Raw genomic sequence first — 16113 nt, forward strand, 5'->3', positions numbered from 1 at the left:
TCAGCGCGGCAGCCGCCGGTCCACGTTGGCCGGAGGCGGGGCCTGGTTGATCCCGCCGAGCGCAGTCGATTGCTCGCGCGCCGCCTTCACGATCGCCGTGACATTGGTATGGGGAGCCGATGCGGAGATTCAAAGTGCTACAGGGTCTTTTGCGCGCTTCAAAAGACGCGCAGCGCTGTCACGATCATTCAGCCGCTTTTCAGCTGCGCCATCGTGAGCAGCGTATCGGCACTTATCGTCGCTGAGCCGGTCAGGATAGAAAGCGCCGTCGACGTGGTGCCCGTCCCGTTGGTCATGTCATACATGGCGGTGAAGCGCTTGATCAGATCGTCGACTTTGTCAGGATCCGACAGATCCTTGATATCGATGAAATTGTCGACCATCTCGGCTTGCTTGTCGACGTCCATGTTCGAGACATAACTGGACAGGTTGAAGGTCGTGGTAAAAAACTCAAACAGCGCGCTGTCGCCCAGAATATCGTAGGCGTTCGAGACCTCCGGCGCCTTGCGTTGAAAGTAGAGCGCGAGGCGCACGCCGGTGTTGCTGTCGCCCTGATCGTCTTCGAGCGTCAGGCGGACATAGGAGTCGATCGTCTCCAGCACGTCGCCGCGCTGCTGCACACTCCCTGTGGGATCGGCGGAAATATTGCCGTCCTGATCGAAATTGAACGCGCCGACGAGCTCGGCAAAACGATTGTCGTCCTGCTTGTTGACATAACTATCTTCGTCCTCGAGATCGGAAGAAAACATCTTCTTCAACTCGTCCGAGGTGACATCGTCCGGATCGAGCCCCTTCGCCTCGAGCGCGAAGCTAACCAGGCGATCGTCGGCCAGAAATTCGCTGGCCGTCGTGATCGTCGCCATCTGCTCGCGAAAATAGGTGATCTCGTCATCCGCCGCGTCGCTCGCCTCGGTCAGTTCGTCCCCTTCGAGGTAGCGGATCTTGTTCTGCTTGTAATAGGCGGCATAGTCGTCGACGACAGATTCCGACATGGCCTGCAAGGGTACGGTGACGTCGCCGTCGCTGTCGAAGTTGAATGCTTTCCGAAAGGCGACGAACCGGTCGTCGTTCAGGCTGTTGACATAGCTTTTCGAATCCGTTGGATCGCTTTCGAGAATTTTCCGGACCTCGCTTCTCGAAACCTCGGTGGAGTCTATGCCATAGGCGCGCAGCGCCATCTCCCACATCTCCGGGAGATCGTCGTTGTCGTCATCGTCATCATCGGCATTCGACACGAGGAAATCATCGATCGAGGTGACGCCGGCGATGCGCGTCGTATAGTTGTCGGTGGCATCTTCCGTGCTCGTATTGGCGACCAGCACCTGATAATTTTCGTCGAAGGCCGCCGTGGTCGTGGCGGTCTGTTCCGACGTCTGGGCGGTGTCGCCATCGGCAAGCGCGCCGTCCTCATCGAAATTGAAGGCGTCGTGCAGATCGGACAGGCCGATTGCATCGGCGATGTCGGCGCTTTTCAGCGCTGCGGAAATGAAGGTGTCGGATTCGTCGTCGGTCAGCCCGTAGGCGATCCTGAGATAGCCGACCAGCTTGTCGTCGTTCATCAGCTGATCGACGGAGGTAATGTTGCCGATTTCCGCTGCGAAATAGGTGTCGTAGGCCTCACCGGTGTCCGAAGACGCAATCGTCGACGAGGCCACCGCATAACCGCTCGTCACCAGCGAGATCTGGTCTTCCGACATCACGTCGCCGTCGGTCGATCCGTCCTCGTTGAAGTTGAAGGCCTTTGCGAGGCTGACATAGACGTCGTCGCCGAGCTGGTTGACGAAACTGTCGGGATCGTCGAGATCGCTCGTCAACACCTGCTTCAGGAAACTGCTGGACGTGTAGTCGGTGCTGAGACCGAAGGCGGTCAGCGCATAGTTCTTCAGTCTCGAACTCGACAGGAAATCATCGACGGAGGTGATCGACGAGATATTCTCTTCGAAATAATCCGTCTCGTCGGCGATGTTCTCCGCCTCGGTGTCGAAGGATTCCTCATAGGCATCGAGCAGATTGTCCCGCTGCACGTCCGATTGCGCCGTCTTCGTCTCACCGGAAAATTTGAAGGCGGCGGCGAACTCGGCATAACGGCCGTCGCTCAGGCTGTTGGCGAAGCTCGATGAATCACTGAGATCGCTTTCCAGCACCTTCTTCATGAAGGCCTTGGCATAGGTCATGTCGTCGAGCCCGTAGGCCTTCATGGCGTAGGAGTAGAGCTTATAGTCGCCCATGAATTCATCGACCGTCGTGACCTTGTCGATGTTTTCCTTGTAATAGGCGCTGTCGCGGGAAACCGTGGCCTGAGACGCCACGCTCGACAGGCTGGTGTTGAGATTTCGCGCGACTGCGAGATAGCTTACATAGGTGGAAACCAACGTCTGTTCCTCTAACCTGTTGTTTTACGCAATTCCCCGCGAAAGCGTTTCACGCTTTGCCTGGCAAAACCGCTGCACACTTTTGCGCGACATGCTCCAGGCACGACGGTGCCGCGCGAAAGCCTGCCGGCGGTCACGGGTAAACTTTTCATCTCTGAGGAAATGTCGTCGCCGATCATGGCGAGGCGCAGCCACATACATGTGGCCGAATCAATTTAATAGAACTATACGGTTCTATAATTCATTCAACGCGGAATGGGAAGCTGAAATATTTGCGACGCGCTTTTAGACTAGACGGCGCCGACACCGGCGGCAAAGATTGCAATGCAGCGCCTGAGATGCGCCAGCAGTGCTGCCCGATCGGGCCAAGCCTTGTTGCGTCCTTCCGGCGGCCCCATACCGCCAAAGATCATGTCCATCAGCATCCGGGCCCCGCTCTGCGGGTCTTCAAGCGATAACTTGCCTTCCGCCCGGCGATCGCTCAGCCAGTCGGCAAGATGCTGCCGGCTGGCAAGAATTCCTTCATGCTGCAGAATTTCGACGAGCTCGGGAAATTGCCCTGCTTCACGAAAGACGAGCTGCAGGAAGCCGGCGCGATCCGCATCCGTCTCCTCATCCATGTCGATCATGAAGATGCGCTCGAGGCTCTCGGCGATCGAGAGATCCTCCACAGGCCTGGGCAGATCGAGCATCATGCGTCGATGCGCGCCGACCACGGCGGCAAACAGCTCTTCCTTGCTCTGAAACAGTTTGTACAGCGTTTGTTTCGAGACACCCGCCTCGGCGGCAACGACGGCGGTCGTGCTTCCGGCATAACCGCATTTTACGAAAACGCGGCGAGCAATTTCGACGATATGCGTCCGCTTGTCCTCATCGCTGGAGACTTTCGGCCGGCCCCGCTTGCGCGGCTCATCTACGGGCTCGTCGACACCATCCATGATGATCTAAACCGCTTTGCCGAAGCGCATGCCGACGACCCCGGAAAACGGATTACGATTTCTGAGGGATGATTTTTTCGGTTGTCGCATTAATAATTTCGATTTAGAGAACTCATCAGTTCTGTAATGCGTTGCATCCCCACCCTCCTAGCGATGGAGCGCTTATGACGACCATTTCGGCCGCAACATCAATTTCTTCCTATTCCTATAGCAAGAATTCGACGTCAGCATCCCAGGACATCCTATCCTGTAATACGGTTTCGGCAAAAAAATCAACCGCAACCCAGCAGTCCGACGAAGACTCGACCAACAGCGCCGAGAAACTCATGGCCCAGTTGATGTCGCTGGCGATGAACGGCCTCACCGGTCAATCCGGCTCCAGCCAAGGCGAGGACGGCGGCGCTGGCCCGGACGTTGCGGAGCTGGACAGCGATGGCGACGGCTATGTCAGCAAGGCCGAGTTTGTCGCAGCCCGGCCGTCCGACGTGACGGAAGATCAAGCCGGCACGCTCTTCGACAGCTTCGACAGCGAAGGCGCCGGCTCGCTGTCGGTCGATGCGCTCACTGAGGCCATGTCCGCCCAGCAATCGGAATGTGGCGAAGGGCCATCGCCGCCAGCTGGGGATGACGAGCTTGCATCCCTGCTCTCCGATCTCGATACCGATGGCGACGGCCTCGTCAGCAAGACCGAATTCGTCGCCGGCCGGCCGGCCGATGTGACGGAAGATCAGGCCGGCACGCTTTTCGACAGCTTCGACAGCGAAGGCGCCGGCTCCCTGTCGGTCGATGCGCTGACCGAGGCCATGTCCTCCCAGTCGTCGCAACGTCCCGACGGACCGCCGCCCGCCGACGATGACCAGTCTGCATCCCTGCTCTCCGATCTCGATTCGAATGGAGACGGGCTCGTGACATTGGAAGAGTTCATGGCCGGCAAGCCGGAGGACGTCACCGAAAGCCAGGCGAGCCAGCTCTTTGATCTGCTCGACACATCGGGCACCGGTTCGTTGTCCACCCGCGCCACGGGCTGACAGTCGATAAGGAGCGTCGCCATTGCGGGTGCTGGAGAACTGCAATGCGACGATCTGAAAGCGGCCCGGCAATCGAGCCGGCAGAGCCCCGAGCCGGGCCGCTCCTGAATTGTCGAAGCGTTTGAACGGTGCGCCCGAACAGGCGCACGACAGCGCCGCGCGTCTTTCAGAGGTGTAAAGGACGCTGTAACACTTTGAATTTCTGCATAATTTATCCTTAGATCGATTCCGATTTAAGCAATTATGCAGCGGACCAGCGCGCGGATGAGCCGCAGCGCCTATCGCCATCACGGGGTTAGTCCAGACAATCAGATCATCCACCGGTGCCGGCCTTTGCCCGGCGCCAGCGATGTCGTGCGCCCGTTCTCCGGGAGCTGGAAGCCTCTCGTCACCGGCATGTTCCCAAACCTTAAAGGATCGAGCCATGAGCATTTTTGGAAGCATGAAAACCGCCGTCTCCGGCATGAGCGCCCAGGCAAACCGGCTGAGCACGGTTTCCGACAATATCGCCAACGCAAACACCACCGGCTACAAAGCCGTTTCCACGTCCTTCTCGTCGCTGGTCCTGCCGTCCTCTTCAGGCAACTATAATTCCGGCGGTGTCCAGACATCCGTGCGCCAGGCGATTTCAGAGCAGGGCGACATCTCCTATACGACCTCGGATTACGACCTGGCGATATCGGGAGACGGCTTCTTCATCGTGCAAAGCGCCGACGGCACGCCGGTCCTCACCCGGGCCGGCGACTTCTCCGTCGACAGCGACGGCAACCTGGTCAACAGCGCCGGTTTCACCCTCATGGGTTATTCCTATGATTCCGGCGTGCCGGCAGTAGTCGTAAACGGCTTCGACGGGCTGGTGCCGGTCAACGTATCCCAATCGGGATTGAGCGCGGTTGCTTCGACCAGCGCCTATTTCAGCGGTAACCTCAATTCCGAAGCAACCGTCGTCACCGACACGACGACGCTGCCGAGCGCCAACTCGTCTGGTGTCACCGACGATACGCAGAAAATGTCGCTGGTTGCCTATGACAGCCTCGGCGGCACCGTCCAGTACGACTACTATTTCACCAAGACGGGTGTAACGACGGATGCAAACGGCGCGGTCACCGGAAGCAGCTGGGAGGTCTCGGTTTACCGCAACGCCGATGCAGCGACCGGCGGCACGACGTCCTTCCCCTACTCTTCCAGTGCGGTCAGCATCGCCAGTCTCTCTTTCGACGCCGCCGGTCAGCTGACGTCTGCAACAGACACCGATATCGTCGATCCGATCACGGCAAAGACGATCACCATGGATTATTCGGATTTCACCCAGCTTGCCTCCGACTTCTCGGCGACGGGCTCTGCCGACGGTCAGGCCGCAAGTGCCGTGAGCTCGGTGTCCATCGGTACGGACGGTGTGGTGTCGGTCTCCTACGCGAATGGCGCGACCAAGGCTCTCTATCAGATCCCGCTCGCGACCGTCGCCAGCCCCGACAATCTGACGCTGCTCAGCGGCAACGTCTACAGCGCCAACGGAATGTCCGGCGTCACGGTCACCGGCTTTCCGCAGACGAACGGACTCGGCTCTATTCAGTCCGGCGCTCTCGAAAGCTCGAATGTCGATCTCGCCGGCGAACTGACGGAGATGATCGAGGCGCAGCGCAGCTATACCGCCAATTCGAAGGTGTTTCAGACCGGCTCCGATATCATGGATGTCCTCGTCAATCTGAAACGATAGAGGGGGCATCCGAATGTCGCTCACCTCCGCCTTGAACAGCGCCCAAAGTATTTTCAACAATACGGGCCAGCAAAGCAGCGTCATCTCGACCAACATCGCCAATGTCGGAAATTCCGATTATGTCAGACGGGAGGCGTCGGTTACGACGTCGCTGTCCGGCGCCCAGGTCGTCAGCATCAGCCGGGCGCAGGAAACGGCGCTGCTGGCCCAGTATCTGCAATCGAATGCCAAGGACAGTGCCCAGCAGACGCTGGTGACCGGACTCGAAAGCCTGAAGTCGCTGATGGGCGGCAATGACTACGAGACCTCGCCGAGCACCTATCTCACGGCATTTCAGCAGGCGCTGCAGACATACGCCACATCGCCGAGCAGCTCGACAGCAGCGCAATCGGCCGTGACTGCCGCGCAGGATCTTGCCAATTCGCTGAAAACCGCAAGCGACGGCGTCCAATCGATCAGAGCCGAGGCCGATGCGGATATCGCCACGCAGATGTCCTCGCTGAATACCCTGCTGTCGCAGTTCGAGACGGCAAACAATGCGGTCAAGCTGGCGACGGCGACCGGCGGGGATACGTCCTCGGCGCTCGACGAGCGTGAAAAGCTCTTGAAGCAGATCTCCTCGATCGTCGGCGTCACCACCGCCGTCCGCGACAACAACGACATGGCGCTCTACACCTCGGATGGCACCGTGCTGTTCGAGACCATACCGCGCACCGTCTCCTTCACCGCGACAACGACTTACGTCGCGGGCACGGAGGGGAATTCCATCTATGTCGACGGCGTGGCACTTGACGCCGGCGAAGGATCGACGACGAGTGCCTCGGGCAGCCTGCAGGCGCTGCTGCAGCTTCGCGACGAAATTGCGCCGACATTCCAGGCCCAGCTCGACGAGATCGGCAAATCGCTCGTCCAGGCCTTCTCCGAGACCGACGGCAGCACGAGCGCGCCCGGGCTTTTCGTCTGGACGACGGCGGCCGGCGCAACCGGGGGAACACCCGCCGCTTCCGACGACACCACCGGCATCGCCTCGACCATCTCCGTCAATCCAGCCGTCTTCACCAGCGAGGGCGGCGATGCGACGAAACTGCGCGATGGAACGATCAGCGGCATCACCGATCTCAACACCGCTGGAAACAGCGGCTTCTCGGACAATCTCGACGCCTTGTATACGGCGTTGACGCAACAGCGCTCCTTCTCTTCCGACGCCGGCCTCTCCACGACGCAAAGCCTGACGGACTATGCCAGCTCCTCCATCGGCTGGCTGGAACAATATCGCAGCGATGCGACGTCGGCCTCCGAAAACACCGCCGCGGCGCTATCGCGCTCCGACGAGGCCTATTCCAACGAAGCCGGCGTCAACCTCGACGAGGAGCTGACGCTCCTTCTCGACATCGAACAATCCTACAAGGCGGCGACAAAGATCCTGAACGTCATCGACGAGATGTTCCAGTCGCTCCTCGACATAGCGAGCTAGTCATGAAAGCCTCTTTTGTCTCATCATCGGCGATGCAGAACGTCCTGCGCCTCACCATCAGCCAGTCCCAGGCCAAGCTGCAGCAAGCCTCGACGGAGGCGACGACCGGAACCTACGCCGATACCGGCGTATCGCTTGGCGCCGGCACCGCAAAAACGATCAATCTCACCAGCGCCATCGACCAAGCCGCCTCGTTCCAGACAAGCAACGCCGTCGTCGAACTGCGCATGGACGCATCGCAGACCGCCCTTTCCAGCCTTAAGGATGCCGGCGACAGCCTGGTCTCCAACCTGAGCGCCCTCCAGGCAAGCCAGGATACGACGAGTGTCGCCGTTGCCCTGCAGACCGCGGGCGCGACGATTTCGCAACTGATCTCGACGGCGAATACGTCGGTCAACGGCGAGTTCCTGTTTGCCGGAACGAATCTCGACGGCCAGCCGCTGACCGATCAATCCTCTACGGTCACCGCTACGATCGTTTCGGCGCTCAGCGATTACGCAACCGGCCTTGGAAAAGACGTCAGCGATCTCACAGGTGATGAAATCGACACGTTCATCACCGACACGGTCGAACCGATGTTCTCCGAAAGCAGCTGGACGGACGCTTCGAGCGGCTGGTCGACCGCATCGAGCACCGACATGACCAGCAGGATCAGTGCATCGGAAACAATCACCTCGTCGACCAACGCCAATTCCGAAGGCATGCGCTATCTGGCGCTCGCCTCCGTCGTCGTCTCCGCCCTCTTCGGCCAGGATCTCAGCGCCGATGCGCAGAGCACTGTTGCGTCGAAGGCGATCGGTTACGCGGCACAGGCGACATCAGGCATCGTGACGCAGCAGAGCCAGCTCGGCCTGTCGCAGGAGCGGGTCGAAAAGGCCAATGATGCCCTCGATGCCCAGTCGACCCTGCTTCAAGGAAAACTCGTCGATCTCCAGGGCGTGGATGCCTATGAGGCGTCGACCCTCGTCAACCAACTGCAGACGCAACTGGAAACGGCCTACACGCTCGTCTCGAAACTCCAGAGCATGAGCCTGGTCAACTATCTCTGACGGATCAAAATGAAGGAGTTCAAGCGGTTGCAAATACCAGCCCTAAGAAAACAGCCCAGCACGACCTGCTCCGAAATCGTGGCGGAAGCCGCCTTCGCGCTCGCCTCCGGCATCATCGATACGATCCCTTTCATCGGCAGCAAACTGGATGAGCAACAGGCCCGGGCCTGGCCGCGGTCGGGCGTTTTCACCGACGACGGCGTCGAGATGACGGGCACGCCCCCTGAAATATTCGAGCTCTGCGAGCTGCTGGCAGGCCATATCGAGAAGGGCGCGGCTTTCGATGTCTTCGAGGTTTTCCACAAGATTGCGCGGATCGACCGGCTGATCGACTGGAGCCAGGGAGCGGTGTTGTCACCCGAGCCGCATCGGGTAACGCATTGACAGAAAAACAAAAAGATTGTCCAGAAGATAGTGCGATCGCTCCCTCGCCGCGATGGTGCCTCGGATATGCCGGCCTTGCACACCGCTTGTCCGTTGCAGCATTCTGGACTTTGCCATAGGGAGATCGAAGGCGATTGTCGAAAGTCCGCCGACAGATGGGTCTATGAAAGACCGAGTGTTTTCTTGATGTCAAAGCCGCGCGCGAAGCTGCCCTTCTCCGAAGAGACCTTGCAGGCCATGCTGGTCCGCGTGCTTCGCCCGCTGGTCAAACTCGCGCTCGCCTCCGGCTTCAACTTCACCGCTTTTTCGGTCGTCCTTCGCCGGCTTTATATCGAGGTGGCGGAGAAGGAATTCGCGCTGCCGAACAAGCAGCAGACCGATAGCCGCATCTCGCTGCTGACGGGCATCCACCGCAAGGACGTCAACCGGCTGCGCGGCGTCGTGCTCGACCCCTCCTTCCTGACCGTCGGCGTTTCGCAGACGAGCCGCATCCTTGCCCGGTGGCTTGCCGACCCGCTTTATTGCGATGCGGAGGATCGTCCGAGCGCCCTGCCCCGGACCTCCAGCGATGGCGGTCCGTCGTTCGAAAGCCTGGTGAGCGACATCACCAAGGACGTCCATCCCCGCTCGATCCTCGATGACTGGCTGGACAGAGGCGTCGTCATTGTCGATGAAAACGGCTGGGTCCGGCTCAACCTCGCCTCGATCGTCCCCAATGCCGGCGACGAAGCCCGCCGGCATTACTTTACCCGCAATCTTCGTGACCATGTGCAGGCGTCGGTCATGAACCTGATGAACGACCCGCCTCCCTATTTCGAACGCGCGGTTCATTACGACGGCATGTCGCCTGATCTGGCGGCCCGGCTCGACGAGATCGCGCGCGCGGAAGGCATGGCGCTGCTCCTCAAGCTCAACAAGATCGCCCATCAGGCCATCAAAGACGATCCCGGCGGCAACAGCCGCTGGATCTCAGGCGTCTACGTCATGACCGAGGAGCGTGGGGCGGATCTTCAGGCAGAAGCCGCGGCGACGGAGGCTGACGAATGAGCCCGTCGACGATCTCCAGAAGACAGTTTCTGCTGGGCGGAATAGCGCTTCAGGTCTTGATACCTGCAATGACAGCCGCACAGCCGACCGGCACAAGCGATCACGGCATCGGCGGGTCCGGTCTTTCCATCCAGGGCGGCGGGGAGAACGAAGATCACGGCATCGGCGGAACCGGCATCGTCGGAACGATCCAGGGTTTTGGCAGCATCATCGTCAACAATATCCACATACCGTTCAGCGCGACGACGCCGGTGGAGATCGACGGCCGGCGCGTTCCGGCGAGCGCGATGAAGATCGGTCATGTCGCCCGGGTGCTGCTGACGGGAAAGCGTGCCGCTCGCATCACGATCGTCAGCGAGGTCCAGGGCCGTATCGACCGCATGGACAAGACCGGGATAAGAATACTTTCGCAAACCGTCGACACGACCGGTTTGGCGACGAAGGATCTGCGGAAAGGCAGGCGGGTTGCCGTATTCGGCATCCGCAAACCTGACGGCACGATCATTGCCCGGCGTATCGAGCCCCGCTCCGTTTCCGATGGCGCCCATGTCCGCGGCGTCCCCGTCAAGAGCGGCAATCGCGTCCTGATCGGCGGCCTTTCACTTGGAAGCACGCATGGCTACCTGGCCGGCAAGCAAACGGTGGTGCGCCTCAAGGCGGTCGCCGATCGATTGATCATTACGCGCATTCAGGCCGAACCCGTGGTGCCCGGCTTGAAACGCGGCATCGTCAATGTCGAGACCTTTCGGCCCACGGACAGAGGCCAGGCCGGCTCGGGGCCAGCGGGTTCAGCGCCTTCCGGCCCGATGTCGCTGTCGCCTGATGGTCATGGCTTCGTCGATATTGGCGTACGGGATTCGAGCCGGATGACGGGCTTTCCGGGAGGACCTGGTCCGGATGGGTTCGGTTCCCGCCCGCCACACGGCCCTGGGGATGGACCGCGGCCGGATCATTCGCCTTTCGGCAGAGGCGGGCCGGGCGGAGATTTTCCGGATCCGAACAGACAAGGCCCGCCATCCGGCCCTGACGGCCGCCCCCCCGGGCCGCCGCCTCAAGGTTTTCCAGGCCCGCGCTGAAAGCACAACCAGCCACGTTGACAAATGGGAAAATTTCCCATTTTATAGTCTTGCGATTCTCGCTTGAGTTCTCTCGAGAGACTTGCCGATTGGCTAACGGGTCCGCCCCACACCCGCTAGCCAATCGTTTGATTTTCAGCCGCTTTAAAGTCGAAATGTGTTCACGAGTCATTGCGAGGGATGGCCACCCCGATGGCGCCGTCCGAACAAATCGTCACCGTCCAAAAGGAATCAGAAATTGCTTTTGCTGGAACGCGAACCGGATATTTCCATCGAAATGGACGAACCGACCGTCGTTGCAACCTGGGAAAACCGCGCGCAAATCATCGACATCATGAACAGCGCGCTCCAAATGAGCCAAGAATTCCAACGTCTTTGGGACAGCAGCGGCGAAACTGGCCGGCTCAGCCAGGACGATACCGACAGATTGGTCGAGCTGCTGCAAGAGATCAGCGACCTCAATGAAATGCTGATGCGATTGGCCTGAGAGGCGCCGCTGCCAAGCTACGATTGACGATCGCAGCCGTCCCTCGGCATTTGCCAAATCCGTCCGCCTGGATTTAGGTTGCGGCTTCCAGTGCGCGACCAGCTTCGCGTATTTCATAGGATTCGAGCGCCCGCTCGACAATCTCTCGGCTATCGAGCGGTTTTCGCGGCGGGCAAGCCGGCGAGCAAGATCACGGGAAAACTGAGTTTCGACCATGCGGATCTCCTCTGCGAGGGATATCGCCCTCCCCGCAAGCCATCCAGATGGCAGCTGGTGGGCCAAACATCGTTTCGACAATTCATCAATCACCCCAATTTTGGACGATTGTCCTCAGGCCGGAAGGATCGGCTAATCCCCCGATCTCAAAAGAATTAACCATATTTCAGCGTTCTTCCGAAATAATGCGGTACGTAGATCAGGCCTCCCGATGCGGGGAGCCCCAAGTTATTTGGAGAAAAGCCGTGGCATTTACTATTGCCCGTAGTCTGGTGGCGTTTGGTGTCGCCGTTTCAGCAGGCCTTTTCATGTCGATCGGATTGCAGCAATCCGCGTTGGAACGGCTGAAAGTCAACGGTCCGGTTTATGAGCAGGTCGTCTACGGCAAGGATCTGATCGCCGATATTCTGCCGCCGCCGCTGTTTGTGGTCGAATCCTACATGCTCTCCTTCGAGGCGAGCAAATTCCCCGAACTCACCGACGCCAATCTTGCCAAGATCGCCAATCTCAAGGCCGCCTACGACGACCGTCGCGCCTATTGGAAAACCACCCGGCTGCCGCAGACTTTGAAGGACGAGCTTGAAAACGATGTCCTCGCCAAGGGCGATGCCTTCTGGGACGTGATGAACCGTCAGATCATCCCGGCCTTGAATGCCAGGGATGAAGACAAGGCGCATGGTGCGATCGAGCAACTGCGCGTCGCCTTTCATTCGCACCAGGATGCGGTCGAGAAACTCGTTGCCAATTCCGACGCCTTCCTGAAGGGCGAGGAGCGCAATGCCGCCTCGGAAATCGTTACCTGGACGATCTATGCCGGCGCTGCGGGCTTCGGATCCTTCGGACTCCTGCTGGCGGGGCTCTACCTTCTGCGCCGCCGGGCAATCTTGCCGCTCGACGGCATGAAGGCCTATATGGGCAACCTCGCCGAAGGCGACTTTTCAACCGACGTTCCCTATGCCAACCGTTCCGACGAGATCGGCGCCATGTCCAAGGCCGTGGCGGTCTTCCGCCGCAACGCGCTCGAACGGCAGGAGGCGCAGACGCGCGAGACGGCGCGACGTGATGCGGAATTCGAGCGCGAACGCAGCCAGCTGGCCGAAAAGGCCACCGAGGAGCAGATCCGTGAAACGGTGATCAATCAGCTGACCTATGGCCTGGAACAGCTTTCGACGGGCAAGCTCGATTGCCGGATTACGACGCCCTTCGCTGCCACCTATGAGACTTTGCGCGCGAAGTTCAATGACAGTATGGACGCGCTTTCCGCCTCGATGGCCGAAATCGCCCAAACCTCCAAACAGGTGGGCAGCTCCTCCGCCGACATTACCGGTGCAACCGAGAGCCTCGCCGCGCGTACGGAACAGCAAGCCGCGATGCTCGAAGAGGCCACAACCGCGCTCAGTGAGATGAATGCCAAAGCGAAAGACGCCTCCAATCACGCCGGCAAGGCGACCGGCATGATGGCCGAGACGCGCAACAGCGCCGAACATTCGGCCGCCGTGGTTCGCGAAGCGATCGCTGCGATGGAAAGGATCGAAGGCTCGTCCTCGCAGATCGGCGACATCGTCAACGTCATCGATGAGATCGCCTTCCAGACCAACCTTCTGGCGCTCAATGCCGGGGTCGAAGCAGCCCGCGCGGGCGAAGCAGGCAAGGGTTTTGCCGTCGTGGCGCAGGAAGTGCGCGAACTCGCCATGCGCTCGGCCAACGCCGCCAAAGAGATCCGGGCGTTGATTTCCACCTCCTCGGCCCAGGTTTCCAACGGCGTGGAGCTTGTCAACCGCACCGGTAAGGCGCTTCTGGAAATCGAAGGACAGGTCGAGCAGGTCGCCGGTCTGATCGCCCGGATCGTTTCGGTGTCTTCCGAGCAGGCGGTAGCGATCGGCGAGATCAATGCCTCCGTCAACGCCCTGGATCAGGTGACGCAACACAACGCGACGATGGCCGTGGACACCGCCTCGGCCTGCCGCGCGCTCGGCACTCAAACGCAGACATTGGAAGGGGTCGTCAGGCGCTTTCAGATCGATGCGGCGGCCAGCATGTCCAGACCGCAGAAAGCTGCTTGACGTGTGATCAGCAGTCGAAACCTGTCTGCCTCTGCCCGTCCGATCACCTCATTCGTCAACAATCGCCACGACGGCAACGCAATCGCCTGATTTGACCAGCCCCGGGAAATGCCGGGCGCAGAGAACGCCGTTCATGCCGGCGCGGATCTCTTGGGGGCTTACCCCAGTCCGGCCGGTCGGATAGATACGAGCGATGACGGCATCCTCAGTGACCGCTTCACCAAGATCAACGACAGGTTCGATCAGCCCGCCCTCCTCGGCAAAAGAGAAACAGCGGCCGTCCGGCATGTCGAGCCAGGCCGTCGGAACGGTCTCGACGGCCCCCGCGACGATCCCTGCGTGACGCAGCACGTTTACAGTACCGCGCTTGGCAATCGCCGCAGTTTTGGCCGTGGCAGTACCGCCGCCGCCAAGTTCGGTCGTGATGAAGACCTTGCCCATCTCCTCGGCCGCGGTGTCGTACATGCCGACCGCATCGATCTCCAGCATCTTCATCGAATAGGGAGCGGCAAAGGCCGTCACGAATTCGAAAGCTTTTTCCTGCTGTTGCTTGTTCGGCAGGATGTGGGCTGCGCAGAATGGCAGAAAATCGAGCGTCTTGCCGCCGGAATGGAAGTCGAGAACGAGATCCGCCATCGGCAGAAGCACACGGCTGAAATAGTCGGCGATCTTCTCCGTCACCGTGCCGTCCGGCCGTCCGGGGAAGCTGCGGTTCATATTGCCCCTGTCGATCGGCGAGGTCCTGGTTCCCGCCTGGAATGCAGGATAATTCATGGCCGGCACGATGATGACAGTGCCGCTCACCTCCTCGGCTTTCAGCGTGCGGGCAAGATCGAAGAGGGCGATCGGTCCTTCATACTCGTCACCGTGATTGCCGCCGGTCAGAAGGGCCGTTGGCCCCTTGCCGTTCCGGATGACCGTTATCGGCACCATCACCGATCCCCAGGCGGAATCGTCGCGGCTGTAAGGCAGGCGCAGGAAGCCGTGCTGGACACCCTCGGCGGCGAAATTGACCGTCGCGCTGATCGGCGACGGTCGCAAGCCAATCTCTGTCATAGCAGTATCAATCCTTGACCATCAGTCTGCGCGGCACGTTCGCCAAGCACTCGACACCGCTTTCGGTGATGAGGATGCTCTCGGTCGTCTCGAAACCCATGTCGTCGAGCCATAGGCCGGTCATGAAATGGAAGGTCATGCCGGGCTTCAGCTCCGTCCGGTCGCCGGGACGCAGGCTCATGGTGCGCTCGCCCCAGTCCGGCGGATAGGAAAGGCCGATCGGATAGCCGGTGCGGTTGTCCTTGACGATCCCGTATTTCTTCAGCACCGCGAAGAAGGCGTTGGCGATATCCTCGCAGGTATTGCCGGGTCTGGCGACCGCAAGACCGGCTTCCATGCCCTCCAGTGTCGCCTTTTCGGCATCGAGAAAGGCCTGCGTCGGCTTGCCGAGGAAGACGGTGCGCGACAGCGGCAGATGATAGCGGTTATAGCAGCCGGCAATCTCGAAGAAGGTGCCCTCGCCCTTCTTCAGGGGCCGGTCGTCCCAGGTCAGGTGCGGTGCGGACGCTTCGACGCCGGACGGCAGCAGCGGCACGATCGCCGGATAATCGCCGCCGATGCCGTCGACGCCGCGGGTGCCGGCATCATAGATTTCCGCGACAAGATCGCACTTGCGCATGCCGACCTCGATCTTGTCGAAGATGCGGGCGTGCATCGCCTCGACGATACGGGCGGCATTGCGCATGTAGCCGATCTCGGTCTCGCTCTTGACCGCTCGCTGCCAGTTGACGAGGGCGGTCGCGTCGACGAAGCGCGCATTCGGCAGATGCTTCTGCAGCGCCGCAAAGGCAGCCGCCGAAAACCAGTAATTGTCCATCTCGACGCCGATCGTCAGCTTGCCGAAGCCGCGCTCGGTCAGGATGCCCGAGAGGTAGTCCATCGGGTGGCGCTCGGTCGACTGCACATAGTGATCGGGATAGCCGACGATGTTGTCGTGCTTCAGATAGGCGGTGAACTTGGCGCCATTGGCATCCTGGCCGCGGCCGAACCAGATCGGCTCGCCCTGCGGCGGCACGATCACCGCCTGGTGCACGTAAAAGGACCAGCCGTCATAGCCGGTCAGCCAGGCCATGTTCGACGGGTCGCTGACGATCAGCAGGTCTACGCCCTTCGCCTCCATGGCACGCCGTGTCTTTTCCAGCCGCGCGGCATATTCGCCGAGCGAGAATTTGAGGTTGGGCTGGGTCATGTCTCTTCCCTTCTTTT

General features: G+C 60.2%; 13 protein-coding genes and 1 pseudogene. 9 read left to right on the forward strand and 5 right to left on the reverse strand.

Annotated elements, in window-relative coordinates; all coding sequences use genetic code 11:
* Positions 1 to 188 precede the first annotated feature (188 nt).
* Both CO667_RS30145 and CO667_RS30150 read right to left on the reverse strand, forming a co-directional pair.
* Positions 189 to 2372, reverse strand: a complete 2184-nt coding sequence (locus CO667_RS30145; protein ID WP_097621824.1) for a DUF1217 domain-containing protein — start codon at positions 2370 to 2372, stop codon at positions 189 to 191.
* A gap of 290 nt (positions 2373 to 2662) precedes the next feature.
* Entirely contained in the window at positions 2663 to 3310 is a 648-nt protein-coding gene (locus tag CO667_RS30150; RefSeq protein WP_097621825.1) for a TetR/AcrR family transcriptional regulator, read from the reverse strand.
* Positions 3311 to 3474: 164 nt separating this feature from the next.
* Here CO667_RS30150 and CO667_RS30155 point away from each other — a divergent pair, with 164 nt between their 5' ends.
* The 8 genes from CO667_RS30155 to CO667_RS30190 all read left to right on the forward strand — a co-directional run bounded on the left by CO667_RS30155 (position 3475) and on the right by CO667_RS30190 (position 11572).
* A complete protein-coding gene (locus tag CO667_RS30155; protein WP_097621826.1) occupies positions 3475 to 4338 on the forward strand; it encodes an EF-hand domain-containing protein in 864 nt (287 codons plus the stop codon).
* A gap of 424 nt (positions 4339 to 4762) precedes the next feature.
* A complete protein-coding gene (locus CO667_RS30160) occupies positions 4763 to 6055 on the forward strand; it encodes a flagellar hook protein FlgE (RefSeq protein ID WP_097621827.1) in 1293 nt (430 codons plus the stop codon).
* 13 nt (positions 6056 to 6068) lie between these two features.
* Positions 6069 to 7529 carry a flagellar hook-associated protein FlgK gene (gene flgK / locus CO667_RS30165; RefSeq protein WP_097621828.1) on the forward strand — a complete coding sequence of 487 codons (1461 nt, stop codon included), beginning with the start codon at positions 6069 to 6071 and terminating at the stop codon, positions 7527 to 7529.
* 2 nt (positions 7530 to 7531) lie between these two features.
* On the forward strand, positions 7532 to 8578 hold the full coding sequence (locus CO667_RS30170; RefSeq protein WP_097621829.1) for a flagellar hook-associated family protein: 1047 nt from the start codon (positions 7532 to 7534) through the stop codon (positions 8576 to 8578).
* Between the two features lie 9 nt (positions 8579 to 8587).
* Positions 8588 to 8962 (forward strand): hypothetical protein, encoded by a 375-nt coding sequence (locus CO667_RS30175; RefSeq protein ID WP_097621830.1) that lies wholly within the window; start codon positions 8588 to 8590, stop codon positions 8960 to 8962.
* 186 nt (positions 8963 to 9148) lie between these two features.
* Complete coding sequence (locus CO667_RS30180; RefSeq protein ID WP_097621831.1) at positions 9149 to 10009, forward strand: DUF6502 family protein; 861 nt, start codon at positions 9149 to 9151, stop codon at positions 10007 to 10009.
* Positions 10006 to 11085: a DUF5666 domain-containing protein gene (locus CO667_RS30185; RefSeq protein WP_097621832.1), complete on the forward strand. Its 1080-nt coding sequence runs from the start codon at positions 10006 to 10008 to the stop codon at positions 11083 to 11085. The genes CO667_RS30180 and CO667_RS30185 overlap by 4 nt, the downstream gene beginning before the upstream one ends.
* 238 nt (positions 11086 to 11323) lie before the next feature.
* Positions 11324 to 11572, forward strand: coding sequence for a hypothetical protein (locus CO667_RS30190; RefSeq protein ID WP_097621833.1), 249 nt, complete (start codon positions 11324 to 11326; stop codon positions 11570 to 11572).
* Positions 11573 to 11666: 94 nt separating this feature from the next.
* Here CO667_RS30190 and CO667_RS36040 read toward each other — a convergent pair.
* Positions 11667 to 11788: pseudogene (locus CO667_RS36040) on the reverse strand (plasmid stabilization protein); the annotation flags it as partial.
* Between the two features lie 245 nt (positions 11789 to 12033).
* Between CO667_RS36040 and CO667_RS30195 the strand changes: the two are divergent.
* Complete coding sequence (locus CO667_RS30195) at positions 12034 to 13851, forward strand: HAMP domain-containing methyl-accepting chemotaxis protein (RefSeq protein WP_097621834.1); 1818 nt, start codon at positions 12034 to 12036, stop codon at positions 13849 to 13851.
* 48 nt (positions 13852 to 13899) lie between these two features.
* Here CO667_RS30195 and doeB read toward each other — a convergent pair whose 3' ends face one another.
* Together doeB and doeA are read right to left on the reverse strand one after the other, a co-directional pair.
* A complete protein-coding gene (doeB, locus tag CO667_RS30200; RefSeq protein ID WP_097621835.1) occupies positions 13900 to 14907 on the reverse strand; it encodes a N(2)-acetyl-L-2,4-diaminobutanoate deacetylase DoeB in 1008 nt (335 codons plus the stop codon).
* Positions 14908 to 14914: 7 nt separating this feature from the next.
* The gene (gene doeA / locus CO667_RS30205; protein WP_097621836.1) at positions 14915 to 16096 is read right to left on the reverse strand and encodes an ectoine hydrolase DoeA; all 1182 of its coding nucleotides are present in this window, start codon (positions 16094 to 16096) and stop codon (positions 14915 to 14917) included.
* Between the last annotated feature and the right edge of the window lie 17 nt (positions 16097 to 16113).

The sequence above is a fragment of the Rhizobium sp. L43 genome (assembly GCF_002531725.1).
In the GTDB taxonomy this organism is placed as follows: Bacteria; Pseudomonadota; Alphaproteobacteria; order Rhizobiales; family Rhizobiaceae; genus Rhizobium.